Annotated in this window: 22 protein-coding genes; 16 read left to right on the top strand and 6 right to left on the bottom strand. The window is 52.0% G+C overall.

The window, feature by feature from the left end; translation table 11 throughout:
* Nucleotides 1-67 precede the first annotated feature (67 nt).
* Together PsW64_RS22155 and ctrA are read right to left on the bottom strand one after the other, a co-directional pair.
* Nucleotides 68-802 carry a class I SAM-dependent methyltransferase gene (locus PsW64_RS22155; RefSeq protein WP_063305029.1) on the bottom strand — a complete coding sequence of 245 codons (735 nt, stop codon included), beginning with the start codon at nt 800-802 and terminating at the stop codon, nt 68-70.
* Between the two features lie 135 nt (nt 803-937).
* Entirely contained in the window at nt 938-1,627 is a 690-nt protein-coding gene (gene ctrA, locus PsW64_RS22150; protein ID WP_008551652.1) for a response regulator transcription factor CtrA, read from the bottom strand.
* A gap of 373 nt (nt 1,628-2,000) precedes the next feature.
* Between ctrA and fliI the strand changes: the two genes are divergently transcribed.
* The 9 genes from fliI (at nt 2,001) to PsW64_RS22105 (ending at nt 13,870) form a co-directional block, all read left to right on the top strand.
* Complete coding sequence (gene fliI, locus PsW64_RS22145) at nt 2,001-3,326, top strand: flagellar protein export ATPase FliI (RefSeq protein ID WP_063290411.1); 1,326 nt, start codon at nt 2,001-2,003, stop codon at nt 3,324-3,326.
* Between the two features lie 30 nt (nt 3,327-3,356).
* A complete protein-coding gene (gene fliJ, locus PsW64_RS22140; RefSeq protein ID WP_057461950.1) occupies nt 3,357-3,764 on the top strand; it encodes a flagellar export protein FliJ in 408 nt (135 codons plus the stop codon).
* Nucleotides 3,765-4,001: 237 nt separating this feature from the next.
* Entirely contained in the window at nt 4,002-4,442 is a 441-nt protein-coding gene (locus PsW64_RS22135; protein WP_063305028.1) for a paraquat-inducible protein A, read from the top strand.
* A 138-nt stretch (nt 4,443-4,580) separates the two neighbouring features.
* A complete protein-coding gene (locus PsW64_RS22130) occupies nt 4,581-6,854 on the top strand; it encodes a mechanosensitive ion channel domain-containing protein (RefSeq protein WP_063305027.1) in 2,274 nt (757 codons plus the stop codon).
* 307 nt (nt 6,855-7,161) lie between these two features.
* A complete protein-coding gene (gene glpD / locus PsW64_RS22125) occupies nt 7,162-8,685 on the top strand; it encodes a glycerol-3-phosphate dehydrogenase (RefSeq protein ID WP_063305104.1) in 1,524 nt (507 codons plus the stop codon).
* A 224-nt stretch (nt 8,686-8,909) separates the two neighbouring features.
* Nucleotides 8,910-10,409, top strand: coding sequence for a glycerol kinase GlpK (glpK, locus tag PsW64_RS22120; RefSeq protein WP_063305026.1), 1,500 nt, complete (start codon nt 8,910-8,912; stop codon nt 10,407-10,409).
* A 193-nt stretch (nt 10,410-10,602) separates the two neighbouring features.
* Nucleotides 10,603-11,520, top strand: coding sequence for a dihydrodipicolinate synthase family protein (locus tag PsW64_RS22115; RefSeq protein ID WP_063305025.1), 918 nt, complete (start codon nt 10,603-10,605; stop codon nt 11,518-11,520).
* Nucleotides 11,502-12,737, top strand: a complete 1,236-nt coding sequence (locus tag PsW64_RS22110) for an NAD(P)/FAD-dependent oxidoreductase (RefSeq protein ID WP_063305024.1) — start codon at nt 11,502-11,504, stop codon at nt 12,735-12,737. The genes PsW64_RS22115 and PsW64_RS22110 overlap by 19 nt, the downstream gene beginning before the upstream one ends.
* Before the next feature lie 86 nt (nt 12,738-12,823).
* Nucleotides 12,824-13,870 carry a 4-hydroxyproline epimerase gene (locus PsW64_RS22105; protein ID WP_063305023.1) on the top strand — a complete coding sequence of 349 codons (1,047 nt, stop codon included), beginning with the start codon at nt 12,824-12,826 and terminating at the stop codon, nt 13,868-13,870.
* Between the two features lie 164 nt (nt 13,871-14,034).
* On the opposite strand, the gene PsW64_RS22100 is transcribed toward PsW64_RS22105, so the two are convergent.
* Nucleotides 14,035-14,949, bottom strand: coding sequence for a LysR family transcriptional regulator (locus PsW64_RS22100; RefSeq protein ID WP_063305022.1), 915 nt, complete (start codon nt 14,947-14,949; stop codon nt 14,035-14,037).
* A gap of 122 nt (nt 14,950-15,071) precedes the next feature.
* Between PsW64_RS22100 and PsW64_RS22095 the strand changes: the two genes are divergently transcribed.
* Complete coding sequence (locus PsW64_RS22095; RefSeq protein ID WP_057461941.1) at nt 15,072-15,995, top strand: SDR family NAD(P)-dependent oxidoreductase; 924 nt, start codon at nt 15,072-15,074, stop codon at nt 15,993-15,995.
* 131 nt (nt 15,996-16,126) lie between these two features.
* Nucleotides 16,127-16,498, top strand: a complete 372-nt coding sequence (locus PsW64_RS22090) for a DUF4345 family protein (protein ID WP_057461940.1) — start codon at nt 16,127-16,129, stop codon at nt 16,496-16,498.
* Between the two features lie 90 nt (nt 16,499-16,588).
* Here the strand turns inward: PsW64_RS22090 and PsW64_RS22085 are convergent, their stop codons facing one another.
* Entirely contained in the window at nt 16,589-17,296 is a 708-nt protein-coding gene (locus PsW64_RS22085; RefSeq protein ID WP_057461939.1) for a DUF4336 domain-containing protein, read from the bottom strand.
* 375 nt (nt 17,297-17,671) lie between these two features.
* On the opposite strand from PsW64_RS22085, the gene PsW64_RS22080 reads away from it, so the two are divergent.
* Entirely contained in the window at nt 17,672-19,507 is a 1,836-nt protein-coding gene (locus PsW64_RS22080) for an SLC13 family permease (protein WP_063305021.1), read from the top strand.
* On the opposite strand, the gene PsW64_RS22075 is transcribed toward PsW64_RS22080, so the two are convergent.
* A complete protein-coding gene (locus PsW64_RS22075) occupies nt 19,504-20,559 on the bottom strand; it encodes a helix-turn-helix domain-containing protein (RefSeq protein ID WP_063290182.1) in 1,056 nt (351 codons plus the stop codon). The genes PsW64_RS22080 and PsW64_RS22075 overlap by 4 nt on opposite strands.
* Before the next feature lie 330 nt (nt 20,560-20,889).
* Between PsW64_RS22075 and PsW64_RS22065 the strand changes: the two genes are divergently transcribed.
* Nucleotides 20,890-21,312 carry a DUF805 domain-containing protein gene (locus tag PsW64_RS22065; RefSeq protein WP_063305019.1) on the top strand — a complete coding sequence of 141 codons (423 nt, stop codon included), beginning with the start codon at nt 20,890-20,892 and terminating at the stop codon, nt 21,310-21,312.
* Nucleotides 21,313-21,477: 165 nt separating this feature from the next.
* On the opposite strand, the gene PsW64_RS22060 is transcribed toward PsW64_RS22065, so the two are convergent.
* Nucleotides 21,478-22,392: a LysR family transcriptional regulator gene (locus tag PsW64_RS22060; RefSeq protein WP_244277345.1), complete on the bottom strand. Its 915-nt coding sequence runs from the start codon at nt 22,390-22,392 to the stop codon at nt 21,478-21,480.
* Nucleotides 22,393-22,669: 277 nt separating this feature from the next.
* Between PsW64_RS22060 and PsW64_RS22055 the strand changes: the two genes are divergently transcribed.
* The 3 genes from PsW64_RS22055 to PsW64_RS22045 all read left to right on the top strand — a co-directional run bounded on the left by PsW64_RS22055 (nt 22,670) and on the right by PsW64_RS22045 (nt 25,724).
* On the top strand, nt 22,670-23,311 hold the full coding sequence (locus PsW64_RS22055; RefSeq protein WP_063305017.1) for a class I SAM-dependent methyltransferase: 642 nt from the start codon (nt 22,670-22,672) through the stop codon (nt 23,309-23,311).
* A gap of 471 nt (nt 23,312-23,782) precedes the next feature.
* Entirely contained in the window at nt 23,783-25,159 is a 1,377-nt protein-coding gene (locus PsW64_RS22050) for a sodium:solute symporter family protein (protein ID WP_057461933.1), read from the top strand.
* A gap of 199 nt (nt 25,160-25,358) precedes the next feature.
* Complete coding sequence (locus PsW64_RS22045; protein ID WP_063305016.1) at nt 25,359-25,724, top strand: hypothetical protein; 366 nt, start codon at nt 25,359-25,361, stop codon at nt 25,722-25,724.
* Nucleotides 25,725-26,220 lie beyond the last annotated feature (496 nt).

The following is a 26,220-nucleotide window of genomic DNA, read 5'->3' as shown; positions in this document are numbered from 1 at the left end:
ATTTGAGGAGGAAGTGCTTTTGAATTCAGATGGTTACAGAAGAATCAGAAGGGTGTCTTCTTTCGGGTTAATGCGGGAGTTTTGGTTTCATTCCGAGTGCTCGGCGGATCCTGTTCTTGATCTGCTTTGATCTGAGTTTTGTTACGCGGCCTCTTAGGTCTGCGACAGTATTCTCGTAAAGATCGGGGTGAATGATATCGAGGGGGAGCGGGGAAGTCGATTGTGCCGCTTTATGATTGGTTTTGGAGTACAGCAGGACGTTTTGCTTGTACCAGACGCTCACATTAGGGTTGTTCCATATCGCTGGTCTGACAATATCTATCGGGAAGAACCCTTTCTCCTCCATCAGCTTCGCCCAATAGCTTTGCCGTTGCTCGTTGATATGATGGATACCGCCTTGCTCTGGGACGGCAACGGAAAGCAAGACATTGTCTGCGCTTTCAGTCATCTTCTCCAGGACTGTATGCGCTGCAGAGCTTGACAGATGTTCGAGCACTTCAAGGCTCATGGCCAAGTCAAAATGTCTTTTTGTTTGAATGTTCTCTGGCTTTTCCAGATTAACCTGAACAAAGTTTTCCGAGGGTATGCGGAGGGAAGGTTGAGGCACCCATACGCCGTCCAAACCGAGGATTTCTTTTGCACCGAGTTGTGTAGCTGCCAGAAGCCAGCTGCCGGTACCGCATCCAAAATCTATGACGCTCTCTGGCGACAGATGTTGGAAGACGATGGGAAGGATTTCTTTAGCTGAAGCCAGCGAGCCATCCTGTTGGTTGTCGTAGAAACCTTCGTCATACGGTTGCATCTGGCTTGTTCCTTGAAACAGTGGAAGTGTTGCTGATGCATAATGCGAAGGGGAGCGCACATAAAAAACCCCCTTACAATCAGGGTTGTAAGGGGGCTTCTACTGAAACTCTTTGAAAGTCAGCTGATAAAGCTATTAAGCTGCTTTCTCTTCTGGTTCGCGCAGAACGTATCCGCGGCCCCATACTGTTTCGATGTAGTTTTTGCCAGCTGTTGCGGAAGCGAGCTTCTTGCGCAGCTTACAAATAAACACATCGATAATTTTGAGCTCTGGTTCGTCCATGCCACCGTAGAGGTGGTTGAGGAACATTTCCTTAGTGAGGGTTGTGCCCTTACGAAGGGAAAGAAGCTCTAGCATCTGATATTCTTTACCAGTCAGATGTACGCGCTGACCTGCAACTTCGACAGTTTTGGTGTCGAGGTTTACAGTGAGGTCGCCGGTAACAATAACAGACTGGGCATGACCTTTAGAACGACGCACAATTGCATGAATACGTGCAATCAGCTCGTCCTTGTGGAATGGCTTTGTCATATAATCGTCAGCGCCGAACCCAAGGCCACGGACCTTGTCTTCAATGCCAGCCAAACCGGACAGAATAAGAATAGGTGTCTTCACCTTGGATACTCGCAGTGTGCGCAGTACCTCATAACCGGACATGTCCGGCAGGTTCAGATCCAGCATGATAATATCATAATCATACAGTTTGCCGAGGTCGATGCCTTCTTCGCCGAGATCTGTCGTGTAGACATTAAAGTTCTCGGATTTGAGCATCAGTTCAATGCTTTGTGCAGTAGCACTATCGTCCTCGATCAACAATACACGCATGTTAATCCCCTCGTGTTGCCTTTCCTGGGCAGTCGCGCCGGCCCAAAAACACAAACCGTTGCGAAGGAATACTATAAACCCGACTCAATTGAATGAGTTTATGGTTAACAGAACTCGAATCGCTACCGCAAGCGTTTTACTCTCACGTAGAACAGTTCTCTGGGTACAACCTAGAATTCAAGGGTGTAACCTTTCCTGTTCACCAATTTGAGACCGGTTGGCTTTCAATCGAATCAAGTGCTACTGAAAGCCATGTTTAGACGCTTCGTTTCCTTGAAAGGGCTATACGCCATTCAAAGTCTCCCCAATAACATTAAGCAGAAGCGTAAACGATCGGTTACCAACGACGAAAATGATTAATAGGGAATCTGTTTTGGACTCGCTTTTTGCAGAAATCGAATCATGCCTCCCAACCGAAATTTACGGGAGAGTAGAAGCAGTTAAGGGACTTCTGATTGAAGTTGCAGGGCCTGTTTACGCCATGAGCGTCGGCGCGCGTCTACTAATAGAAATAGGGGAGAACGCAGCGTCAATTCAAGCTGAAGTCGTCGGGTTTCGAGACGGAAGAGCGCTTTGTATGCCATTTGGCGAGCTCGATGGTGTGCGTCATGGTAGCAAGGCAAAGCTGATTTCACGCGAGAGTATTGTCCATCCATCGAGTGCCTGGCTAGGGCGTGTTGTTAACGCTTTAGGCGAACCGATCGATGGAAAAGGACCTCTTCCATTCGGTTCGATCCCGAGAAAATTACGTGATTCACCACCTCCGGCTGCAGAACGAGCCCGTGTTGGGAGCCCGATCGACTTGGGTGTGAGATCCCTTAATAGTTTTGTAACGTGTTGTCAGGGGCAGCGCCTCGGTATTTTTGCCGGGTCTGGCGTGGGTAAATCGGTCCTTATGTCCATGCTTGCACGTAACGCGGAAACAGAAGTGTCTGTTATCGGTCTTATCGGTGAACGTGGACGTGAGGTTCAGGAATTCATCGAGGATGATCTGGGCGAAGAGGGGCTGGCGAAATCTGTTGTTGTTGTCGCAACGTCTGACGAAAGCGTTTTGATGCGCCGGGAAGCGGCTTATCTCACTCTTACTCTCTCTGAATATTTCCGTGATGAGGGCAAGAATGTTCTTTGTATGATGGACTCTGTTACGCGCTTTGCCATGGCGCAGCGTGAGATTGGTCTTTCTGTTGGTGAGCCACCGACCTCTAAAGGGTATACGCCAACCGTCTTTACTGAATTGCCGAAATTGCTGGAACGGGCTGGACCAGGTGCTGTTGGCAAAGGCGCAGTGACGGCTCTCTTTACTGTGCTGGTGGAAGGCGACAACCATAATGAGCCTGTGGCCGATGCTGTTCGCGGTATTCTGGATGGGCACATTGTTATGGAGCGCGGGATTGCAGAGCGTGGTCGCTACCCGGCTATTAACGTGCTAAAATCCGTCAGTCGAACCATGCCACGTTGTGTGCCTGAAGAAGCCTTACCGATTCTCCGGCGTGCCAAGCAGCTGATGTCTGCTTATGCGGACATGGAAGAACTGATCCGTCTGGGTGCCTATAAAGAAGGTGCAGACCCCCTTGTTGATGAGGCAATTGCCAAAAATGACGCCCTTGAAGCGTATTTGGGGCAAATGAAGGGGGAAAAAACTACAATTGAAGAGGGATATTTCCAGCTTGCTCATCTTTTGGAAATGACTCAGGCGTAAGCTCACTCTCCGGTAAAGGGAGTATTGCGTATGAAGAATCGTGAAGGCCTTTTGAAGCTTAAGAAGTTCAATGTTGATGAGAAGCGCCGTCAGGTGACTCAGATTGAAACGATGTTGAGTGATTTTGATCGAATGGCTGAAGATCTGGAGAACCAGATTGTTCAGGAGCAAAAGCGTGTTGGTATTGATGATATCAGCCATTTTGCGTATCCGACTTTCGCTCGCGCGGCTGCACAGCGCCGAGATAACCTGAAGCACTCGACTGAGGAATTGAAGTCTCAGCTTGAGAAAGCGCAGGACGAGCTGACTGACGCTGTTTCCGAGTTGAAAAAGATCGAGTTGATGGATGAGCGTGACCAAATGCGTCAACGTGCTGCCATGGATGCGATTGAACAAGACGGAATGGACGACATTGCGGGGCGGATGGCGCGTCGCTAATTCTTCCCGAGGTTGAGGGTGTCTCTCGTTCTTAGACGGAATGACCTGATACTCTGATAACCCGAACTGGTCTTAACCTCTTCATAATCCTTTATTGATCGCACTGCGCCTGTTCGCGGTGCGATACCTCGTGGTTGCTTTCATTTCACCAATGTTTATTTATAGGCTGTTGCGTCCAGGTCTCGCGCTGAGAACTGAGCAGTGTCCACTTTTCGGGAAGACGCTTCAGGAGCCTTTATGCCTGTTTTACTTGGGTTTTTAATTCCACTTGCCGCGTTTTCGTTCGGTCTGGGGCTGACATTGCCGCTCTTGAGTATGGAGCGCCTTTATTTTCTGGAGGATACGCCAAGCCTGTTGCAGGTGATTGGCGGGCTCTATGAAGGTGGTGAGGTTTCAATTGCCGGACTTGTCTTTGTGTTTTCTGTCTTTCTACCTGCCCTGAAGATTCTCGTACTCGGTATTTCCGCATTGCATCGGTCATCCAGCAAGTGGCTTCGGGCGCTCAGCTATCTTGGGAAGTGGTCCATGATGGATGTGATGCTGGTGGCCTTGGTGATTTTTGCAGCCAAGACAAGCGGGCTTGCCAGTGCTCAGGTTTTGCCGGGATTGTGGTTTTACGCTGCTGCGACCCTTTCAACGGCTACTGCTGCATTCATGGTTGGGCGGGTTGCCAGATAACACATGCATGCTTTCTTCTGTCAAAAACTCTGATTGCGCAGGGTTATTTTGTCGGTTTGTCTTCACTGGATCTTCTCGTTTATGGTGTAAAGCGATAGTGTTCGCTTGAATTTTGCTCGTTTCCATTTTGGGTGATCCATGCTTTTCCGGTTTCTTATTGCGGCATTCGCTGCGTTCTTTCTCAGTTTTGCCAGTACTGCGCAGGCTCAAACCTCCTCCACTTCTGCTGAGGGTGGGGCTGATGTGCAGCAGGCCAAGCAAGCTCTGATCAAGGTGCTTGAAGACCCGAAAGGGCGTGAGGCGCTTGTCAAAATCTTGCAGGAGCAGCAGGCCAATGGCTCGTCTGGTTCCGGGGCATCCACGGCCACAGCAAACCCGGCTGCCAAAGCAACGATTGCGGCGCAGATCGGGACTTATGTGCAGGATGGTGTTTCGAGTTTTTATGACTTTGGTACGCTCATCATCACAGGGCTATCCGGTTATGAGGACTTGCTGGATGGCCAGTCTAAAGTGGATCATTCGCGGTTGTTGGATGGCATTTTCAGCATCATCCGGGTGCTGTTGCCTGCGTATATCGTACTGATTATTTTGCATAAGATATCAACCGCTTATATGCGGCGGTATGAGAAGAGAGTAGACCGGCACCCGCTGTTCTTCCGTGTTGGACTGCTGGCGATTACCTCCGGTTTTGATGCCGTGTTTGTTGGGGTTGCGTCTGGCGCTGGCTATCTGTCGGCTTACATTTTTTCGACGGACCCAACGGTTCAGAGCGTCAACAATGTCGAGTTGTTTGCTATCAATGCCTTTTTCCTGATTGAGATGTCGCGGGTGGTGATCCGGTTTGTGTTTGCACCGCATCGATCAGCCTTCCGCCTGTTGCCATTTTCCGATCAGGAAGCTGTTTTTTGGTCGCGGCACCTAATTATGATTGTCGGGATCCTTGGCTTTGGCATTCGCTTGGCCGTGCCGATGGTTGGGGTGAATTTATCTGCGCAGCTTGCGGGCAGTGTGCGGGTCACTGTTGTGCTTGTTTGCCTTGTTTATCTTGTGACGATTATTCTTCGGTCACGGATGCGGGTCCGCCACGCTATTCGCGGATATGCCGAGAGCTTTCGAGGCTCCAACTTCTCAGTTCAACTCTTTAAGGCGCTCGGCTTTGGCTGGCATTTGCTAGCGTTGCTTTATGTGTTTGCAATCATGGTTGCATGGCTGCGTACGCCGCTTGATGCCATCAATTATATTGCCAGAACCAGCGCTATGTCCCTGCTTGTCATCTTCATCGGGCTGGGCATCATGATGTTGCTGACGAGGGTGATCCGGAAGGGGGTGAACCTTTATGATGCGCTGGATCATGTGCTGCCTACGTTTGAAAGCCGCCTGAACTCCTTCCTGCCGACTGTTTGCATGGTGCTGCGGGTTATCGTGGGTCTTTGTGTGATTGTTGGTGTTCTGGAAGTTTGGGGTGTTGGCAGTTTCTGGCAGTGGATCTGGTCGGGTGACGGTATTACCTTTGCGAACTCCATCATGTCTGCTGTCATTGTCATCCTTATTGGGTTTGCTCTCTGGCTGACGATTATGTCCTGGATTGACCTGCGCATTCTTGAGCGGGAGGGGAAAGTTGTTTCCAGCCGGACCAAGACGCTGTTCAAGCTGTTCAGCAATGCAATTTCCATTTTAATGATTGTGATGTTCACACTGCTGGCTCTATCAGAGCTTGGCATTCAGATTGCTCCGTTGATTGCTGGTGCTGGTGTGGTTGGTCTGGCGGTCTCGTTTGGTTCGCAAAAGCTGGTGCAGGATGTGATCACTGGTGCTTTTATTCAGCTTGAGAATGCGATGAACGAAGGAGACTTTGTTGAGGTTGGTGGTATTTCCGGGACCGTTGAGCGATTGAGCATTCGCAGCGTGAGCCTGCGTGATCTCAATGGTACATCGCACATCATTCCATTCTCTTCTGTGACGAGCGTTTCCAACTCCACCCGCGACTTCGCTTATGCGGTGTCGGTTATGGGTGTTGGGTATGGCACTGATATTGAAGTCGCTAAAGAAGCCATGCAGGAAGCCTTCCGCCGATTGGAGGAAACACCGCACAATGTTGCGATCCTTGGTGAGTTGGAAATGCATGGTGTGACGGCGTTTGGTGACTCTGCCATCAATATTCGGGCGCGCATTAAAACCTTGCCGGGCAGCCAGTGGGCAATCGGGCGGGCTTATAATGAGTATCTGAAGGTCGTGTTTGACGAGCGCGGCATTGATATTCCATTCCCGCAAGTGACCTACCATGTGGCAGGCGACAGCAAGCCAGAGGAGGTTCCTCAGGTTGAGCAGAAAGCTGCGCAGACAAAAGCACAGGGTACCAAAAATTCTGGTGGAGAGGGAGAGGACATTCCGCCGGACGATGGTCCCAATTAATGTGATTTGAGTTGAAACAGGCACCGAAACAATGCAGTTTCGGTTTCATATGAAAAAGGCGCGTTCGTTTTGATCACGAACGCGCCTTTTTGCTGTTGCACGATGTTAAACAAATGGACGAGAGAATTAAGCCAAACAGACGTTTTTTTTGCTTGCTTATGGGAGTTTCGTTTTAATACATATATATGATAATAGGTTTCGTTGACTTTCGAAAATATTCGAATAGGTTCGGCGTAATGAATATGCGTGCTATCACGGATTCACTGGCGAGAACCGTGACATTGAGGGGCCAGTCATGAGCAAGACCATGAGTAAGAGCTATGATCTATTTGTCATAGGGGGCGGGATCAACGGCTGCGGCATTGCTCGGGATGCCTCTGGTCGTGGACTTTCAGTTTTTTTGGCGGAAAAGACTGATTTTGCAAGCGCGACTTCTTCGGCCTCGACCAAGCTGATCCATGGCGGATTGCGGTATCTGGAATATTATGAGTTCCGTCTTGTTCGTGAAGCTTTGAAGGAACGCGAAGTTCTTTTGAACATGGCGCCGCATATCATCTGGCCGCTTCGCTTTATTCTTCCGCACCATAAAGGCTTGCGTCCGGCGTGGTTCCTGCGTCTTGGTCTGTTCATGTATGACCATCTGGGTGGTCGTAAGCTTTTGCCAGCAACGAAGACTGTGCCGCTGGACAGTGCTCCGTTTAATGATGGCTTGAAGTCTCTTTTCACGCGCGGTTTTGAGTATTCTGATTGCTGGGTGAATGATGCGCGTCTGGTTGTGCTGAACGCGCGGGATGCCGCTGCACGTGGTGCTGAAATTCGCCGTAACACTGAAGTTGTCCGCGCCTCCCGTAACGCTGGTGGTTGGGAGATTGAAATTCGCGATAGCGTGAGCGGCAAGAGCGAGCTGGTGCAGGCCAAAGCGCTGGTGAATGCGGCTGGGCCTTGGGTGTCTAACGTTTTGAAAGGCGCGATTGGCCTGAACAGTCAGGCGAATGTGCGTCTGGTGAAGGGCAGCCATATCATTGTACCGAAGATGTTTGGCCATGATCGCAGCTTCATTTTCCAGAATGCGGATGGCCGTATTGTCTTCGCGATCCCTTATGAGGATGACTTCACGCTGATCGGCACCACAGATGTTGATTATCAGGATGATCCGGCAGGGGTTTCCTGTTCTGATGATGAAGTTGCGTATCTGTGCAGCGCGGTGAGTGAGTACTTCTCTAAAGAAGTGACCCCGGACATGGTTGTGCGAACCTATTCCGGTGTGCGTCCTCTTTATGATGATGGTGCAAGCGAAGCGCGTGCGGCGACGCGCGATTATGTTCTTGAGATGGATGAGGGTGAGAGCAAGGCTCCATTACTGAGCGTGTTTGGTGGCAAGATCACCACATACCGCCGTCTGGCGGAGCATGCGTTGGAGAAGCTGGCGGATTATCTGCCGCAGGCTGCCAAGAAGAACAGTTGGACCAAAGATAGCGTTTTGCCTGGTGGTGACTTTGAGCCGGGTGATTTTGGTGCGAAGGTTGCTTCTTTGAAATCAGCTTATCCGTTCCTTGAGCATGACCATGCTTATCGTCTGGTACGCTCCTATGGTTCTGATGCCGTGAAGATCCTCGGGTATGCGAAAACCAGTGCTGAGATGGGCGCGCATATTGGCGGTGATCTTTATGCCTGCGAAGTGAACTGGCTGGTTGAGCAGGAATGGGCGGTCACGGCTGATGATATTTTGTGGCGGCGTTCCAAGCTGGGACTGCATCTGCCGAAGGAAGCTGCAGGTGTGCTTGAGCATTACCTTGCCAGCTACTTTGAAGCGAGCCGCATGGCTGGTTAAGTTTCAGGCTCTGTTTTTCCTGGTGAAAGGCAGAGCCTGTTTTATGTCATGGCGCCTTGTATGGGATGGTATACACAAAGGTTGGCCTATATCTTGGTGTTTTGACCTTTGTATTTTGGTAAGTGACATTCTAGGTTCATCATCAGATTGTTTCGGCGCCTCAGAGAATAAACTGGTGCCAAATTGGATTTTCGAAGAGGGGAACCCTCTTCCGGGAGGAATAAATGACAGGGTGGGTGCTCTCCATTGATCAGGGGACGACGTCAACGCGTGCGATCGTTTTCAATGACAGTTTTGAAAGTGTGGGTGTCGGGCAACGGGAGTTTCCGCAACACTTTCCGCATGAAGGCTGGGTAGAGCACGATCCTGAAGACCTCTGGTCGACGACTGTTGAGACATGCCGCGAGGCTTTGTCCGGCGCTGACCTTGCTGCAGGGCAGATTATCGGTGTGGGCATTACCAACCAGCGTGAGACAACGCTGATCTGGGACCGCAAGACCGGTGAGCCGGTTTACAACGCGATTGTCTGGCAGGACCGCCGAACCTCTGCCTTCTGCAGCACGTTGAAAGCGGCAGGTCATGAGGAGCTGTTCACCAGCAAGACTGGTTTGCTGCTTGATCCTTATTTCTCCGGCACCAAGGTTGCCTGGATTTTAGACAATGTTGAGGGCGTGCGTGAGCGGGCGGAAGCTGGAGAACTGGCGTTTGGTACCGTTGATACCTGGCTGATCTGGCGTTTGACAGGCGGCAAGTCCCATGTGACTGATGCGACCAACGCTTCACGTACTCTTCTCTATAACATCGGCGAGAACCGTTGGGACGAAGAACTGCTGGCTCTCCTTAACATTCCGATGAGCTTGCTGCCGGAAGTGAAAGATTGTGCGGATGATTTCGGCACAATCACTGCGGATCTGTTTGGTGCCGAGCTGCCGATTTATGGCGTGGCTGGCGACCAGCAGGCGGCAACGGTTGGGCAGGCTTGCTTTAAGCAAGGCATGGTGAAGTCCACTTACGGCACTGGCTGCTTTGCATTGCTGAACACAGGTGAAGAGCTGGTTTATTCCAAGAACCGTTTGCTCTCTACCATTGCGTATCGCCTTAACGGCAAAACGACCTATGCGCTGGAAGGCTCCATCTTTATTGCCGGTGCTGCTGTGCAGTGGCTGCGTGATGGGCTGAAGATCATCGAGACCGCTGCGCAGACGCAGTTGATGGCTGAGAATGCTGACCCGGAAAGCCATGTCTATCTGGTTCCGGCGTTTGTTGGTCTGGGTGCGCCATACTGGGATCCTGAAGCCCGCGCGGCGATTTTCGGCATGACGCGTTCCACCGGTCAGGACGAGATTGCACGGGCGGCACTGGAAAGTGTTGGCTACCAGACTGTTGATCTGATCAACTCCAAGTCTTCTGACATGGGTTCTCCGCTGAATGGTGACACCGTGCTGCGCGTTGATGGCGGCATGGTTGCCTCTGACTGGACCATGCAGTTTCTTGCGGACATTCTTGGCCGTCCGGTGGATCGCCCTGTTGTTCAGGAAACCACCGCACTTGGCGTTGCGTGGCTTGCGGGTATGAAGGCGGGTGTTTGGCCGAGCATGGAGGAATTCTCCAAGCGCTGGCATCTGGACCGTCGTTTTGAGCCGAACATGGACGCAACCGAGCGTGAGAAGCGACTCTCCGGTTGGCATGACGCTGTTTCCCGGACTCGTTCTCAGGCCTCCTGAACTTCATGATATTGTGCTGCGGGAAGTGTCGGATTGCCGGTTACACACTTTCCGCAGCGTTATTAACCTGCTGAATTTATTGCTTTTCCACTGTGGTTCTGGATTAATTTGCTTTCAGATATATCACAGTATTGACCTTTGAGGGTTTGAGGGTCATATTGCCTGTAATATATCACAGGTGAGGATAATCAAAATGTGGACTGGTGTTTACCCGGCTGTCACAACAAAGTTTACAGAGAACGATGAGCTTGATTTTGCAGAGATGGAGCGTTGCTTCCAGCTGCAGATGGACGCTGGCTGCGATGGAATCATTGTTTGCGGTTCTCTTGGTGAAGCGATGGCGCTGGAGCCAGAAGAGAAAATCGAAATTCTCAAGCTTGCCAAAAAGGTTTGTGGGTCCAAACACGTTATCATGACTGTGTGCGAAAGCTCCACACGTCGCGCGATGAAAGCAGCGGCGGATGCAGCGGCAGCTGGCGCAAATGGTCTGATGGTTCTGCCGGGCGTTCCCTACCGCTCTGCACCGCATGAGACTGTGGCACATATCAAAGCTGTTACCAAAGCTGGCGGCGTTCCGGTGATGGTTTACAACAACCCGGTTGCTTACGGTGTTGATGTGACGTTGGACATGTTCGCTGAGCTGGCAGACGAGCCGCTTATTGTTGCGATGAAAGAGTCCACCGATGACATTCGCCGCGCAACAGAAGTGATCAACCGCTTTGGCGATCGTTTCAAGGTGCTGACCGGCGTTGATAACCTTGCGCTTGAAAGCCTGATGATGGGCGTTGATGGCTGGGTTGCTGGCCTTGTTGTGGCTTTCCCACGCGAAACTGTTGCGATCTACAAACTGGCAAAAGCTGGCCGTTATCAGGAAGCGCTTGAGATTTACCGCTGGTTCCGTCCGCTGCTGGACCTGGATGTCTCCACCAATCTAGTCCAAAATATCAAGTTGGCAGAGATGGTCGCTATCGGCTCTAATGACCGTGTTCGTGCGCCACGTCTGGCTTTGTCCGGTGTGGAGCGTGCGCGTGTCATCAAGGTGGTGGAAGATGCAGTTGCATGCCGCCCGGAACTGCCGGAGCTTAAAGAGCTATGCGACACATCCATGTAATCGGAGCCGGGGTTGTTGGATTGGCAACAGCCCTGCGCCTTCAACAAGAAGGCCATAAGGTTGCTCTGATTGACCGCAATGGTCCGGGTGAAATGGCCAGCCGTGGCAACGCGGCTGGCATTGCATGGACCGATGTTGCGCCTTTGGCATCCAAGGGCATTTGGCGGAAAATACCCGGCTGGTTGCTAGACCCGCTGGGGCCGCTTTCTGTGCGTCCTGCTTATGCACTCAAGATCCTGCCATGGATGCTGCGGTTCTCGCGGGCATCGCTTCCTGACAAACTGAAACACAGCGTTCTTGGCAAAGCTGCGATTAACAAGGCTTCGCTGCCTGCATGGGAACGGCTGTGGCAATCCTCAGGCACGCGGCATCATGTGTTTATGAAGGGTTGTCTTGAGGTTTATACCGAGCGCAGTCAGATTGAGGGTGTTCGCAAAGGCTGGCAGGAGCAACGTGAGCATGGCATCGAGGTTGAAGAGCTTAATGGCGACCAGATCCGTGAGTTAGAATCCGATTTTTCTGAGAATGTTGTTGGCGGAGCACTGGTGCCGGGATGGATGAGTGTTGATGATCCGCATGCCCTGTGCCTGAGCCTTGCAGAGGCTTTTGAGCGCAACGGCGGCAAGATCCTCAAGTCCTCGGTTTCCCATGTTCAGCCGCAGGGCGATCACATTGTTCTGCATCTGGAAGGTGAAGAGCAAATCCTCAGCGATCATGCGGTGATCGCCTGTGGGGCCTGGTCCAAGACGCTGGCGGCCCAGTTGGGAGACAAGGTGCCACTGGAGACGGAGCGTGGGTACAACACCACATTTTCTGAGCCGAATGTTGCTTTGAAGCATGCTGTTATGGTGCCAGGACTTGGCTTTGCTGTGACGCAGCTTTCTCACGGATTACGGGTTGGCGGTGCTGTTGAGTTTGGCGGACTGGAGATGGAAGCCAACTGGAAGCGGGCTGACGCGATGGCTGAGAAGGCATCTCGTTTGTTACCCGGCCTGAACCGTGAAAACGGCATTCGCTGGATGGGACATCGGCCTTCTATGCCGGATACCTTGCCAGTGATCGGGCATTCGAAACAAAGCGACCGCGTGACTTATGCGTTTGGGCATGGTCATCATGGGCTCACGCAAGCAGCCATTACGGCTGAGCTGGTCAGTGACCTGATTTGCGGTGAGACACCAAAAATAGATTGCACACTTTACAGTGCTCAACGATTTTAAGCGCGGTTTTGCCGGGGGAGAGAGAGGGCTCCATCGGTTGACCGCCGGCATCCTGTATTGATGCCATGGAATAAGGGGAGGGGAGCTTGGTCTCCAAGAGTTTTTTCTGTGTTGATGGGCATACCTGCGGTAACCCCGTGCGACTGGTTGCGGGCGGCACGCCAGCCTTGCGCGGCAATGATATGCTGGAGCGCCGGGCGGATTTTCTCAAACGCTATGACTGGATCAGAACCGGATTGATGTTTGAGCCGCGTGGGCACGACATGATGTCCGGCTCCATGCTGTTTCCTCCAACACGGCCTGACTGTGATGTGGCAGTGTTGTTTATTGAGACATCCGGCTGTTTGCCCATGTGTGGGCATGGCACCATCGGTACGATCACTATGGCGCTGGAGGAAGGACTTATTGAACCTCGCGAGCCGGGCAAAGTGTATCTGGATACGCCAGCTGGTCTTGTGGTGGCCGAGTATTTTGAAAAAGACGGATATGTTGAGAGTGTTCGCCTGACCAACGTGCCAAGTTATTTGGCGGAGACTGGCTTGAGCGTTGATTTGCCAGGAGTGGGTGAGATCAGCGTTGACGTGGCGTATGGCGGCAACTTCTACGCCATTGTTGAGGAACAGGAGAACTTCCCGGGTCTTGAAAATGTGGGTGTCTCACAGTTGCTCGACTGGAGTCTGCGGTTGCGGGCTGCTTTGAATGAGAAGTACTCCGTGACACATGCCGAAGATGAGCGCATTCACGGTATCAGTCACATTCAATGGACTGGCAAGCCAACCTCTGAGGCTGCTGATCGGCGCAATGCGGTGTTTTATGGCGACAAAGCATTGGACCGTAGCCCGTGTGGGACCGGTACATCTGCCCGCCTTGCGCACCTTTACGCCAAGGGCGAGCTAAAGGTTGGTGACACCATGCGCCATGAATCCATCATTGGATCTGTGTTTGTGGGCGGTGTGAAGGAAGCGGCCAAAGTGGGCGGCCATGACGGCATTATCCCAACCATTGAAGGCTGGGCCCGCAAAACCGGCTACAACACCCTCTTCCTCGACGATCGTGACCCCTACATGACGGGCTTTCAACTGGCAGCCGACGGTGTAAAGCACTTTCCGGAGAAGGGGACATACGGAGAGTGATTGTGAATGGTAGGCAAGAGTGAGTTTCTTGCTTTGGCAAGCCACTCTTACCTTTCCAAGCATTAGAGCACGTCGCGTTCATTAGCATTCACGCATCGTGCTCTGACATCTTTGGTGGAGCGAATTCTTCTCGTTTGATTGAATCCAATCAAACGGAACGCGCTCTAGCTGTCAGATGTCGTTCCAGCGACCCAGAATTCGTTGCGGCGGGTGGTGATGCGTTGGGCTATGAAGTCAACGAAGAGGCGGACGCGGGCGGTGTTGCGGAGGTCTCGGTGGAGGAGGAGCCAGATGCTGCGGTAGGGCATTGGTTTTTGGAAGGGCGCGCGGATGAGTAAGGGATGCCTGTCGCCCAAATTGCAGGCAAGGTAAGCCATGCCTAAACCTGCGGCGGCCAGAGAAATGAGCGGCACCAGTTCTGAGACCCTGTGCTTCAGGAGCGCTTTTGGGTAGCAGCCACTTTTGATCCATGGAGCCGTTGTCTCGCCTTCCGCCTCATGCCAGCCGATGAAACTCAGGCCTTCGCCGTTGTTGTCTTTGATCTTTTCAGCGTATTCCCGTGTGCAGTACGCTGCTTGTGACATCTGCACGAGCTTCCGGCCTACAACGTCTTGTGTCACCTCGTCAGCGATGCGAAAGCCAACGTCTGCTTCTCGTCTGGTCAGGTCAGCGACATTGTTTGTGAAGTTCAGGTTCAGCTCGATTTCCGGATACTTTTCAGCGAACAAGACCAGATCATCCATGATGGACGTCATGGCCAGACCATGGGGCATGGTGACGTAGATGGTGCCGTGCGGCTCTGCATCTCGCCCGACGATGATGCGGGAGGCTGCCGTCATCTCGTCTTCAACCCGCTCTGCGTAGGGAAAAAGCGCTTCGCCCAGTTCTGTTAAAACAAGTCCTGTCTTGGAGCGGTCAAACAAGCGGCTGCCAACACGTTCTTCCAAAACTTCCAGCCGTCGGGCAAGGGTTGTGTGGTTGACGCGGATCAGGTTTGCGCCGCCTCTCAGTGTTCCGCTGCGGGCCACGGCCAGAAAGTACTTTAGATCATCCCAGTTCAGAGCGTAGTTTTCTTGCATGATCAGGCCTATACCCTGTGGTTCAAATTTGGAACATAACGTCCATTTTTACCTATCTACACTTCAAAATTCAACCAGCGTACGTTTCCGTCATTGACCATACTTCAACAGGAAACGCAGCAATGTCTCCGATCAGATCTGTTTTGATTACTGGTGCGAATGCAGGGTTAGGCCGTGAGGCGGCACGACAACTTGCAAAGACCAGCAGTATTGAGAGGATTTACCTCGCCTGTCGCAATGAAGCCAAAGCTTTGGCAGCAAAAGTTGCGCTTGAAGCTGAGGCCAAACGCGCAATTTTTGAAATTATCCTGATGGACGTGATGGACCCGGAGTCTGTACGTCAGGCCATCAGCCAGATGGCAGCACCGGTGGATGCTCTCATTCTCAATGCAGGCGGGGTGGGTGGCCGGTCGCCCAATAGCATGACTGCACATGGTGTAACCAACATTTATGCCGTGAACCTGCTGGGTCATGTGGTGTTGGTGGACGAGATGCTTGAGCGTCAACTGATCACCTCTACCGTGCTTTATGCAGGTTCTGAAGCTGCGCGTGGCATTCCTAAGATGGGTGTTGCCCGCCCAGTGCTGAAAGAAGCGTCCGTGGATGAGTTCCGCGCTATGGCGGATGGGCGCACGTTTACTAAAAAGAGTGATCCAATGGAGGCCTATGCGAGCGTGAAGCTTATTGGCGCTCTGTGGATGTCTTCCATGGCTCGTCAGCACCCGCATATTCGCTTTGTGACCATGAGCCCGGGCGGTACCACTGGCACCAACGGGTTTGATGATATGCCCTTCGTTAAGAGGCTTTTCTTCAAGCATGTGGGCGGCGTTCTGATGCCTTTGCTGGGCATGATGCATGGCGTTGAAGATGGTGCGAAGCGCTATGTGGACGGTATTCTGGACCCGAAGTTCAAGAGCGGTGTTTTCTACGCCAGTGCTGGCGAAGGTGCTATCGGCAAGCTGACTGATCAGGCCACTCTCTTTTCTGCTCTCAACAATCACAGTTTTCAGGACAATGCCAATCAGGCTGTCCATCAACTCATCTAATTCCCTAAAGCAGTCCGCATTTAAGCTGAAACACCTGAACTGCTTTAGTCTTTGTTTTTGCCTATCTTTATCCGAAAACCGGTTTCCACTTTTCGGAGACACGCTGTAGTTACTTAATCTGGAGAGAACCTATGGATCTTATCTATCTCATTATGGTTGGCGCCCCGACACTTATGCTTCTCGGTCTGGGGACCGTCTCAATGTTTGCTCCGTCGCGCATGACGAAGAACTTTGCGCTTGAACCTGTTGGTGTTGCGGGCCTGAGCACGATCCGATCTGTGATTGGTGGGCTGTTCTTATCAAGTGTTGCGCTTTTGATTATTGGGTTTGTGACGGCGCAGCCGCAAGCCTATGTCGTTGTTGCCATTTTGCTGGGTGTTGTTGCGCTGGGCCGTGTTGTCGGCTTGCTGGCAGATGGATTTGTAAAAGAAGTCGTTCCGCCGCTTATTGTTGAGCTCGTTCTTATCGCAGCGTTGCTTGGTGCTTTCTTACGGCCTTTCTAAGAGGATCAATGCTCTTTTAAGGGCTTGAAGTTTTAGGCGGTGGGGAACCAGAGTTCTCCGCCGTTTTGCTTTTTCTAATGCGTCGATAAGCTAGCGTGACCTGATCTTCAACCAGCGGAAGGCTTGGTCAAGGTAAGCAGCACCGTCAGTGGTTACAGGATCACCGTGTGCGACCACGACCGCTTTTGTCGGCCAGCCGAGAATTTTTTTGAGTGCCTTTCGGGCTGTTGTCTTATCGCGGAAGGCGAGGCGGAACTTGCGTGGCACACTTGGTGTTGGTTCTGTCATCAAATCGAGCCGTGCAACGAGGGCCCGCCATCCTCTGAACCATCCTTTAGGAAACTGCTGCAACAGGTCTGTGAACAGCGTGGTTCTGCTGGCTTTGTGAAAGAACACCACCTCTGTTGTAATGGAGTTGCCACCCACGACAGACTGGGTAATCTCTGTTTGCCAATCTGCCTGAGGCGTGTTGCTCAGGGTAGAGGCGAAGGACAGATCTGGTCTCTTTTCAGCCAAACCGGGAGCGGCGTGAAGTTGGGCCTGAGGATAAGCCGTGGCCCATTCCGCAAGGAAGCTGTCGTGCAGATGGTTTGGTGCGATGATGTGGCGAACGGGGCCGAGCGCATCTATTTGGTCTTTCAACTTGTCTGACAATGCTATGGGAGACCAGATGAAGAGCTCGCCATTTTGCAGGCGGATGACCGCCATGCGGGTTGAGTAACGAAAGCCAAGTGCGGCTGTGATGACTGGTCCACTTGCCAACCAAATTTCCGGAGCGAATGAGTAAAGCGTTGACATGACGTTCCCCATTGTGGAAGTCAGGCGCGTGGTATTTTGTGCCCTATGGTCATAATTCTAGAATATCCTGGGATGTGACGAAACCATCTGTTTTGCCAAGAGTGGAGGACAAAAGTGGGATGAATGCCAGCTTGATGAAGGGAATTCATGCTCTTTTGCGAAATTGAATAAAGTATAGGGGTAATAACCTATAATATATCCACAGTCACAAATACGCGGTTTGATAGCAAAACGTTTACATATATCTCGTGATAAACTAAGCGGTGGCCTATAAGACCTCCTGTCTTATTAAGATCTGCCGAGTATGCCTCGTATACATCGCACAGATTTTGCGACCAGAACTCTCTGATTTACTTCTCGAAGGACTCTAAGACGATGTCTTGGGAAATGCTTTTCACCTTCTTCGTATTGTTTGCAGCCGTCATCCTGTTTGTTTCCGACAAGCTGAGGTTGGACCTTGTTGCGATCATGGTGATGTTGGCGCTTGGGCTGTCTGGTATTCTGACGCCTGCTGAAATGCTTTCGGGTTTCGGGTCCACCGTTGTTATTCTGATTGCCGGACTGTTCATTGTTGGTGAGGCGCTGGCTCAAACCGGGATTTCTTATGCGGTTGGAGACAAGATCGTTCAGATTGCGGGGGATCAGGAGTGGAAGCTGATCGTGCTGTTAATGCTAACCGTTGCGGCGCTGGCGTCTGTTATGAGTGTGACGGGGGCAGGGGCGATCTTTATTCCGGTTGCTATCCGCCTTGCGAGCCGCTCCAACCTTTCTCCTTCGCGGCTGCTTATGCCACTTGCTTATGGGGCGCTGATTGGCGGGATGCTGACGCTGATCGGGACGCCGCCCAACCTGATTGCCAATGCTCAGTTGCAAAATGCTGGTATGGAGCCGTTCAACTTCTTCATCTTCACGCCGATTGGCTTGGTTATTCTCATTGTGGCTGTGATTTACATGCTGGTCTATGGCCGCCTGTTTTTGCGCGGTCAGCAGAGGCCACAAGGGGCGACGGAGCAGGGGCGCCGGACGCTGCAGGGGTTTTTGGAAGCCTACGATATTGAAGACAAGATTGTCCGTCTGCGGGTTCGTGAGGATTCGGAACTGGTTGGGCAGACTGTTGTGAGCGCGAAGCTGCGGCGGCGGATTGGGCTTACACTGTTTGGGTTGGAGTATACCTCCACCACGACCAAGCGGTTGAAGGTGACGTCGACCCAGACAAACCGTGCCTTCAAGGCTGGTGATATTGTGTTTGGGGTGATGCAGGAGCCTATCAGCGGGGATGTGTTTGCCTGCATTGGACTGGAGCTGTTGCCGATGGGCGAGGAGGGGCATCACCTTTCTGCTCGTGAGCTTGGCATGGCGGATTTGATCGTGGCGCCGGATTCCAAGCTGATCGGCAGAAAGATCAGTGGTGCCGGATTTCGGACCAACCACAACCTGAGCGTTGTCGGGCTTATCCGTAAGGGGGAAACTCTGCACGGGAACTTTGGGAACATCGAGCTGAAGTTTGGGGACCAGTTGCTTGTGGTTGGGGACTGGGAGAACATCAGCAAACTGCAGGCGGCGCGGGAGAGTTTTCTTCTGCTGGCGTTTCCGGAGGAGATCAAGAACTATCTGCCGCGGCGCAAGCTGGCGCCTGTCGCGCTTGGTATTCTGGCGGTTATGCTGGCGCTCATCATTTTCCGCGTGGTGCCCAGTGTGACGGCGGTTGTGCTGGCGGCGACGGCTATGGTGTGTGTGGGGTGTGTTTCGGTCAATCGGGCTTACACCTCCATCAACTGGCCCAGTCTGATTTTGATTGCGGGGATGATGCCCATGGCCACCGCTTTGGAAAAGACGGGTGGGCTGCTGTTGATCGTGGACCAGATTGTTGGGCTTTATGGCGATAGCCCGCCTTATGTGATGCTGATGTCGTTGTTTTTGCTCACTTCTATTTTCAGCCAGTTTACGTCGAACACGGCGACGGCGGTGCTTATTGCGCCTGTTGCGTTTGAGGTGGCTGCTATTATGGGTGTGCGGCCTGAGCCGTTTTTGATGAGCGTTGCGATTGCGGCTTCGACGGCGTTTTGTACGCCTGTGGCCTCGCCCATCAACACGCTGGTGATGGGACCGGGGAACTACCGGTTCAAGGATTACGTGGTGATTGGCGTGCCGCTGCAGATCATGGCGCTGGCGATTGCCACTCTGCTTATTCCGGTGTTTTTGCCGTTCTAGCTGAGGTTCAGGATCCAGTCTTCGTATTGTCGGCCTTGCTTGATTTCTCCCTGAGCGGCTGCGGTGATCTCAAAGGATTTTGAGCGCACCTGGCGGGGGGAGAAGCCGAAGTATTGTTTGAACATGCGGCTGAAGCTGCTTTCATTCATGAAGCCAAAATCCAAAGCCACCTGATAGGTTGCTCTGTAGGCGTTGCGCGGGTCTAGCAGTGCGCGCAAGACGGCCTTCATGCGCCTGTCGCGGATGTATTTGCTGACGCCGCCGAAGGACAGAAACAACTCGTAGAGTTTGCTGCGTGATACGTTTATGGCACCGCCGAGATAGTCCGGAGACAGGTTGGGGTTGGTCAGGTTTGCCTCGATAATGCGGCGGGCGCGGGTCATCAAGGCCAGATTGACACCTTCCTGCCCTGCCTCGCTTTCATGTGGCATTCCATTCAGGCACGCTGCAATCAATCCCATGGTTGCGGGCACGAGTTGCTGGGCTTGCTGCATGTTTAGCTTGCTGGTCTGGGCGCTGACTGACGAGAGATGTTCGCGCAAAATCACATTCAGTGGGTGAGCCGCCGGGAGTGTTTTTAAGTTGCTGTCATCCGGGCTGTGCAGCAGGGGCGCAAGCTGCTCGCGGGCAATCAGAATGGAGCGATTGCTGTAACTGCCCGAGATTGAGCCACCTTCCTGTGAGAAATCCAGAAAAATGCAGTCACCCTTGTTGAGGTTGACGCTCTTTGGTCCTGCATAGAATTCGGCGTCGCCCTCATCATGAACCATCAGCAAATAATGATCTACGCCATCTCGTGCCATGGCCGCATTGGTGCGGTTGGCGATATGGGCCTGTGCTGTCACCTGAGAGAGCATGAGGGAATCGAACAGCACAGACTGGATTTCACCAAAGAAATCGAGCTGATCCTCGCCGCGGTGAATTTCTGCCTCGCAAAGACAGGCTAAGCTCTCTCGCCAGAACGCAAATCTGTCTTTTCGCCGGATGGAATTTAATGAGAATGAGTTTCTTGGTAGGCCGACGATCGGTTCCGTTTGAATTGCCTCACTCAACGGCCCGCCTCCTGCTGCATGAATGCTTTAGACATGCATACTATGTGATGTATTTGACAAGTGCACAACTGCAGGCACCTATATAATTTAGTAGATGCCTATGGCGTTCAGGAGGTTTTTGAAGCCTCAGTTATCATGAGCAAAAAAGCGTTCCGCAGCCTGCACCCTCATGATAGTTGCGTAGGTTTGCTTCTTACCACCTGCAATCGGTTTTGCATCAGAAACAGGTTTGTTATCTGCACCCTCAATATTTTGGGAATACTGCGATGAGTTTGGGCGCTTTAGAGTTGCCAGACCGACTTCAGCGCACATGAGCAATATGGTGGTGGGATGTTCTATCTTGGGATTAAAGGCAGGTTGGGCAGAGCGAAGTTTTGGTTGTTTAACCTGTTCTGGATTGGCCTGTTTATGTGTGGTCTGGTGTTCATGATTGAAGTGTTCCCGATCGCTTCTCACCCCGTCCCAAGGACCCTGGCAGTTCTCATGTCCATTGCCCTTTACTACATCCAGTTTTCGCTAATGATCAGGCGCTTGCACGACATGGGAAAATCCGGCTGGTGGTTTGTTCTCTATTTCCTTGTTCCGTCCATCTACTTCGCCGTCCTCCCAACACTCCCGGAATATGGTGCCTCACTTGTCGTCAGTCTTGTGTTTGCATTCGTGGCAATGGGCGGACTGGCGAACGTTGGTTTTGCTGCGGGGACGAAGGGACCGAACAGGTATGATGTGGCGTCGGTCCCTGTCGCTGCGTGAGCTAAGGTTTTGTAGCTTAGGTGTAGAGGTGTGCTTATCCGAAAACTGGTTTCTGCTTTTCGGAGATACGCTGTAGGTGAAATTTTGTGCTCGTCGTAACTTGGATTTGTCATGGGTTTGTTGAGCCCAATTTACCGGATTTCAGCAGAGCGGCGAATGTCCGGTTTAGGGAAGTTCATTGTATAATAACGAAGACAAACTGCTTGTATCTCCGATGCGGGCATCAGCGATCTTTCCAAGATAGTTGGCCAAAAGGTCAAATACTGTTCTGATCCGTGGGCTTGTTTGAAGTTCTCTGTGAGTAACCAGCCAGATAGGGAACTCCATAGAGGGCAGGTCAACGAGTACTTTTTCGACAGAAGTTTCAACTTCTCCTAAGACCTCGGGAAGCATTGAAATCCCATGACCAGACTTCACCATTTCCCAAGTGACCATACTCGAACACGGCTGCATCACGAAGTTTGCGGATCGGAGGGGGATTCCCATGTTGTTCATCGGCGCAATCAGACGTTCAGGATCGGGGATGCCCACAAAATCATGGTCTGCCACATCTTCTTTTGTGCGTGGTCGACCAACTCGTGTCAGATAGTCGCTTGAAGCATATAAGTTGGCTCTCAAGTCTCCAACATGGGTTGCTATCAGATCACTTTGATCTGGTCGGGCGTGTCGGATCGCGATGTCTGCCTCGCGTAGCATGAGGTCCTGGATTCCACTGGACTCGTTAATGCGGATTGTAATGCCGGGAGCCTGGCTCCGCAGTTTAGACAATATGACGGGCAAGAAGGCTGCTGCCATAAGGTCGGTTGCGGTTAACACGACTTCCCCGGTAATATTTTGCGACTGACGGTCGGCTGCCATCGACAGGAGCGTTGCAGCCTCACCCATGGAGCGTACGTGGGCTAAGAGTTCTTGCCCCGCTGGGGTCAACGTTTGCCCTTTAACAGTGCGGTCAACCAGAGTGACACTGAGTGAAGCTTCGAGAGCGGATATCTGTCTGCTGATTGTTGGCTGTGTCGTATCTAATACGCGAGCCGCAGCACTGAACGACCCTTCTAAGGCGGTAGCGTGAAACGCTCTCACTTGGTTCCAGTCGAATGATACGGCCTGCCAGTTCATCGATTTACGTATACAGAACTAACGTATTTAGTCAATAGAGCGACCATTGATGTATGGGTATTATGTATAAGCAAGGGACGACAGGAAGCCTTGGCTTTGTTGCTGCCGATTGTGACTATCAAATCCGACCGCGCAACAAGGCATAAATAAGCAACTAGAAAGACCCAGTAGGGCATTGACGTGGAGCTCACAATTGCGACGAAGCGCTGCAAGATCACGTTCAAAATACAGGAAAGACAGAATGAGCAAATTGGAAAAGTTTTGGGATCAATCCGCTAGCAACTATGACAACACAGAAGAGAAATTTGAATTCATTCATAGTCGCAGCCGCGAGAACACAAAAAGACATCTAAAGGATACCGACATTGTGTTGGACTACGGATGTGGAACAGGCACTACCGCCTGCGAGATTTCCAGCTCGGTTCACAGCGTGTGCGCGATTGATATCTCAACCGGGATGATCGAAATCGCAAAGGCAAAGGCCACAACAGGTGGCATTGCCAACGTTGATTTCGAACAAGCTGACATCTTCGATGAAGAGTTCGAGAGTGGTTCTTTCGATGTGGTGTTGGCATTCAACATGCTGCACACAGTGCCTGATCCGGAAAGTGTTGTGCAAAGAACGATTGAACTGCTGAAGCCTGGCGGGTTGTTTATTTCTGTAACACCTTGCTTGGGTGGCAAAAAGTCAGCCTTGGTTACACTGCAAATTCTGTTGGTCAAAGCGTTGTTAAGGGTTGGGGTTATTCCCGTGCCCATTCGACAACTCAAGAGTGCAGACTTGGACGATCTGTTGGATGATGAAAGGTTGCAGGTCATTGAGACCGAGGATATTTTCAAGGGTGCATCGAGCTATTTTGTGGTTACAAAGAAGGTATCCTAGTCACGCGCCTGACACACAAACGCAGTATCCGCCTTTCTGTTGGAAGTTGCCCTTAGTATTAATATCGCTCGCGAGCTGCGTTCTCTATAGTTGTCATGTTTCGCCTCACAGCGAACTAAGCGGTCGTTCGAGCAGTTGCAGCGAAGATCTACTTCGTCCGTATCGAGTATATGGATGGTGCTTGAATGGAGTGCTATCCATACCTCACGACTGTTGGAAGAGTATACAATTAAAAAAATGCAAATACATAAAGCCGATGAGTTTTCTGCACTGAAGCGACTGTCAGTAATTGATCAGAGCAACGTGCTTCTATTGTGAGGAACTTAAGTTTCGTATGCTCCTATAACAACGGCGTGACAGAAACTGCCCCCAAACCCAGCCTTTTAATCTCCCACCTTACTGTAATGTAATGCCTTCCTGTTAGACGTGGGCGCGATTGCTCCTGTTGTTGTCTAAAAGGAACCCCTGCTGATGATCGATATGATTATCGTGGCTGGCTATTTGGTTGGCATACTTGTGGTGGGGTTGTGGGGTGGTCGGATTCAGCGGGGGCTGAAGGATTATGCGACGGCGGGGCGTGAGTTTGGGTCTCTTGTTATTTTCGCCACCATGTCCGCTTCTTTTATCGGCGGGGGCTTTTCTACCGGAAATGCGGAGAAGGTGTTTTTATATGGCGTTGCCAACATTGTGGCGCTGTGGGGCTTCAGTTGTAAAGAGATTGCTGTTGCCACGCTGATTGCGCCCAAGATGAAGGCGTTTCCTGATGCGGTGTCTGTTGGTGATGTTATGGGCAAGGCCTATGGCAAGCTGGCCAGACTGACCACGGGTGTCTGCGGTTTGTTGTTGTGCTGCGGTATTGTGGGCGCGCAGGTTGGGGCGATTGGCGTTATCTTCAATGTGTTTTTTGGGCTGGACCGGTTCTGGGGGATCGGGATCGGCTGCGGTATCGTCATTCTTTATACGACGCTGGGCGGTATGCGGGCGGTGGTTTACACCGATGTGGTGCAGTTCGTTATTCTTGCGATTGGCATGCCGCTGGTGCTGGGCTTTGGCATTTATCAGATTGGTGGTGTTGATGCGCTGTTTGCGGCGGTGCCGCCGGATCATCTGAGCTTGCCCGGGCCGGACTTTGGCTGGATGGGGCTGATTGGGCTTATTCTTGTCTTTATGTTTGGTGAGACTTTGGTGCCTCCTTATATGCAGCGCTTGCTGGCGGGGAAGACCGCGTCTGCCGCGGCGCGCGGTACACTCTATTCCGGGCTGTTCTCTTTTCTCTTCTTTGCAATCACCGGAGCCATTGGTTTGGTGGCCTTTGCGCTGGACCCGGACCTGAACCCTAATAATGCCATGGCCTTTGTGATTGTGAGCGTTATGCCGCCTGTGCTGAAGGGCCTGGTGTTTTCCGGTGTGATTGCGATTGTGATGTCCTCGGCGGATTCCTATCTCAACTCTGCCAGTATTGCGTTTGTGAATGATGTGTTGCGGCCTTTGCGGCGCAAAGAGATGCGGGAAGAGGACCTGCTGTTCATCGCCAAGCTGGTGACGCTGGTTGTGGGGCTGCTTTCTATTGTGTTTGCCGTCTCTATAGAGAGCATTCTGGATATTCTGATTTACGCCTACAATTATTGGGCGCCGATTGTGCTGGTGCCGCTGGTTGCGGCGATCTATGGCGCTCGTCGTGGAACCCCTGCGTTTGTGGCCGGGGCGGTGACGGGTGTTGTTGCGACGGTGTTGTGGCAAAGCGGGCTCGACTCGCCTTTTGATCTGCCGGGGCTGGTGATTGGTGTGCTTGCCAATCTGGTTGTGTTCCTCTCCATGCCGAAATCTTCCATCTATATGCATGAGTGAGTGAGGGCGGCTGGTTTGCTCAAGACATTTTGATGTTTTGTGGGTTGCGGGGTGAGGTTGGTGCGCTAGCCTTTCAGCTAACCTGGAGCTTGATGCGTCTCTTTACGGTCACGCATCGTGCTCTCACATATTTGGTGGAGCGGTTTTATTGGGTTTGATTGCATAGGATCAAACGGATCACGCTCTTATGGAGGCTTTTATGCGTGCTTTTGTTTCTGGACTATTCCTCAGCTTGTTGGTGACCCCGGTTTTGGCGGGAGAGGCTGATGTGGTCAACGTGAATGTGGCCCCGCAGGCGGAAGGCTCCTATCGGTTTGAGGTGAGTGTGCGCCACAGCGATGAAGGGTGGGACCATTATGCCGATGCGTGGGAGGTGCTTTCTGAAGACGGTAAGGTGCTTGCTGTGCGGGTGCTGGCTCATCCGCATGTGGAGGAGCAGCCGTTCACACGGTCTTTAAGCGGCGTGCAGATTCCAGAAGGGATGTCGCGGGTGGTTGTTCGTGCCAGAGACAGTGTTCATGGATATGGCGGTGAGACGGTAACCGTGGACCTGCCGGGGCGGTGAGACTGGTTCTGCCGGAACAGGCTGTCATGGTTTGCGGTAGGTTTTGGTGAGGCGGGCATAAGTCGGGTTTGGGCTGACTGGCTCGGGCCTGACGGTGAGGGGCATAAGTTGGGCTCGGTTGGAGCTGCGGGCGCGGGCGACTGGATCGGGCTTTTGCCGTGTTTGCCGACATAGGAACGCAAGATCGCGCGTCTCACACCGAAATAACGCAGACTAACGCATAAGAACGCAAACCCGGTGAAGGGCGGTTTGCGGCGGCTGAGCGACTCGCTGAAGTATCAGAGGGGCGTTTGCGGTGGTTTGGGTGTGTTGGGGGTGTGGGTTTCGTTTGAAAAAGTTGGATATCCCCGTCTGTGTAAATTTTGGATTTGTTAAGTTTTGGTGTTTTGGCTGGTTGTTATTGGCTTGTTTCTGCGGCTTTGGGGGTGCTGGTGGTGGTGTGTGGGTTGATATATGAAGTTATTGAATTGTTTGAATTTTAGTTTTTGCCCGATTG

Origin of the sequence: Pseudovibrio sp. W64 (assembly GCF_001623145.1) — a bacterium.
Classification (GTDB): domain Bacteria; phylum Pseudomonadota; class Alphaproteobacteria; order Rhizobiales; family Stappiaceae; genus Pseudovibrio.
The sequence above is the reverse complement of the archived record's forward strand: the minus strand, read 5'-3'. Positions and strand labels throughout refer to the sequence as shown.

Coding starts and splice junctions, on each gene's coding strand:
- PsW64_RS22155 (WP_063305029.1), bottom strand. CDS start 802: ATGCAACCGTATGACGAAGGTTTCTACGACAACCAACAGGATGGCTCG.
- ctrA (WP_008551652.1), bottom strand. CDS start 1,627: ATGCGTGTATTGTTGATCGAGGACGATAGTGCTACTGCACAAAGCATT.
- fliJ (WP_057461950.1), top strand. CDS start 3,357: ATGAAGAATCGTGAAGGCCTTTTGAAGCTTAAGAAGTTCAATGTTGAT.
- PsW64_RS22135 (WP_063305028.1), top strand. CDS start 4,002: ATGCCTGTTTTACTTGGGTTTTTAATTCCACTTGCCGCGTTTTCGTTC.
- PsW64_RS22130 (WP_063305027.1), top strand. CDS start 4,581: ATGCTTTTCCGGTTTCTTATTGCGGCATTCGCTGCGTTCTTTCTCAGT.
- glpD (WP_063305104.1), top strand. CDS start 7,162: ATGAGTAAGAGCTATGATCTATTTGTCATAGGGGGCGGGATCAACGGC.
- glpK (WP_063305026.1), top strand. CDS start 8,910: ATGACAGGGTGGGTGCTCTCCATTGATCAGGGGACGACGTCAACGCGT.
- PsW64_RS22115 (WP_063305025.1), top strand. CDS start 10,603: ATGTGGACTGGTGTTTACCCGGCTGTCACAACAAAGTTTACAGAGAAC.
- PsW64_RS22110 (WP_063305024.1), top strand. CDS start 11,502: ATGCGACACATCCATGTAATCGGAGCCGGGGTTGTTGGATTGGCAACA.
- PsW64_RS22100 (WP_063305022.1), bottom strand. CDS start 14,949: ATGCAAGAAAACTACGCTCTGAACTGGGATGATCTAAAGTACTTTCTG.
- PsW64_RS22095 (WP_057461941.1), top strand. CDS start 15,072: ATGTCTCCGATCAGATCTGTTTTGATTACTGGTGCGAATGCAGGGTTA.
- PsW64_RS22090 (WP_057461940.1), top strand. CDS start 16,127: ATGGATCTTATCTATCTCATTATGGTTGGCGCCCCGACACTTATGCTT.
- PsW64_RS22085 (WP_057461939.1), bottom strand. CDS start 17,296: ATGTCAACGCTTTACTCATTCGCTCCGGAAATTTGGTTGGCAAGTGGA.
- PsW64_RS22080 (WP_063305021.1), top strand. CDS start 17,672: ATGTCTTGGGAAATGCTTTTCACCTTCTTCGTATTGTTTGCAGCCGTC.
- PsW64_RS22065 (WP_063305019.1), top strand. CDS start 20,890: ATGTTCTATCTTGGGATTAAAGGCAGGTTGGGCAGAGCGAAGTTTTGG.
- PsW64_RS22055 (WP_063305017.1), top strand. CDS start 22,670: ATGAGCAAATTGGAAAAGTTTTGGGATCAATCCGCTAGCAACTATGAC.
- PsW64_RS22050 (WP_057461933.1), top strand. CDS start 23,783: ATGATCGATATGATTATCGTGGCTGGCTATTTGGTTGGCATACTTGTG.
- PsW64_RS22045 (WP_063305016.1), top strand. CDS start 25,359: ATGCGTGCTTTTGTTTCTGGACTATTCCTCAGCTTGTTGGTGACCCCG.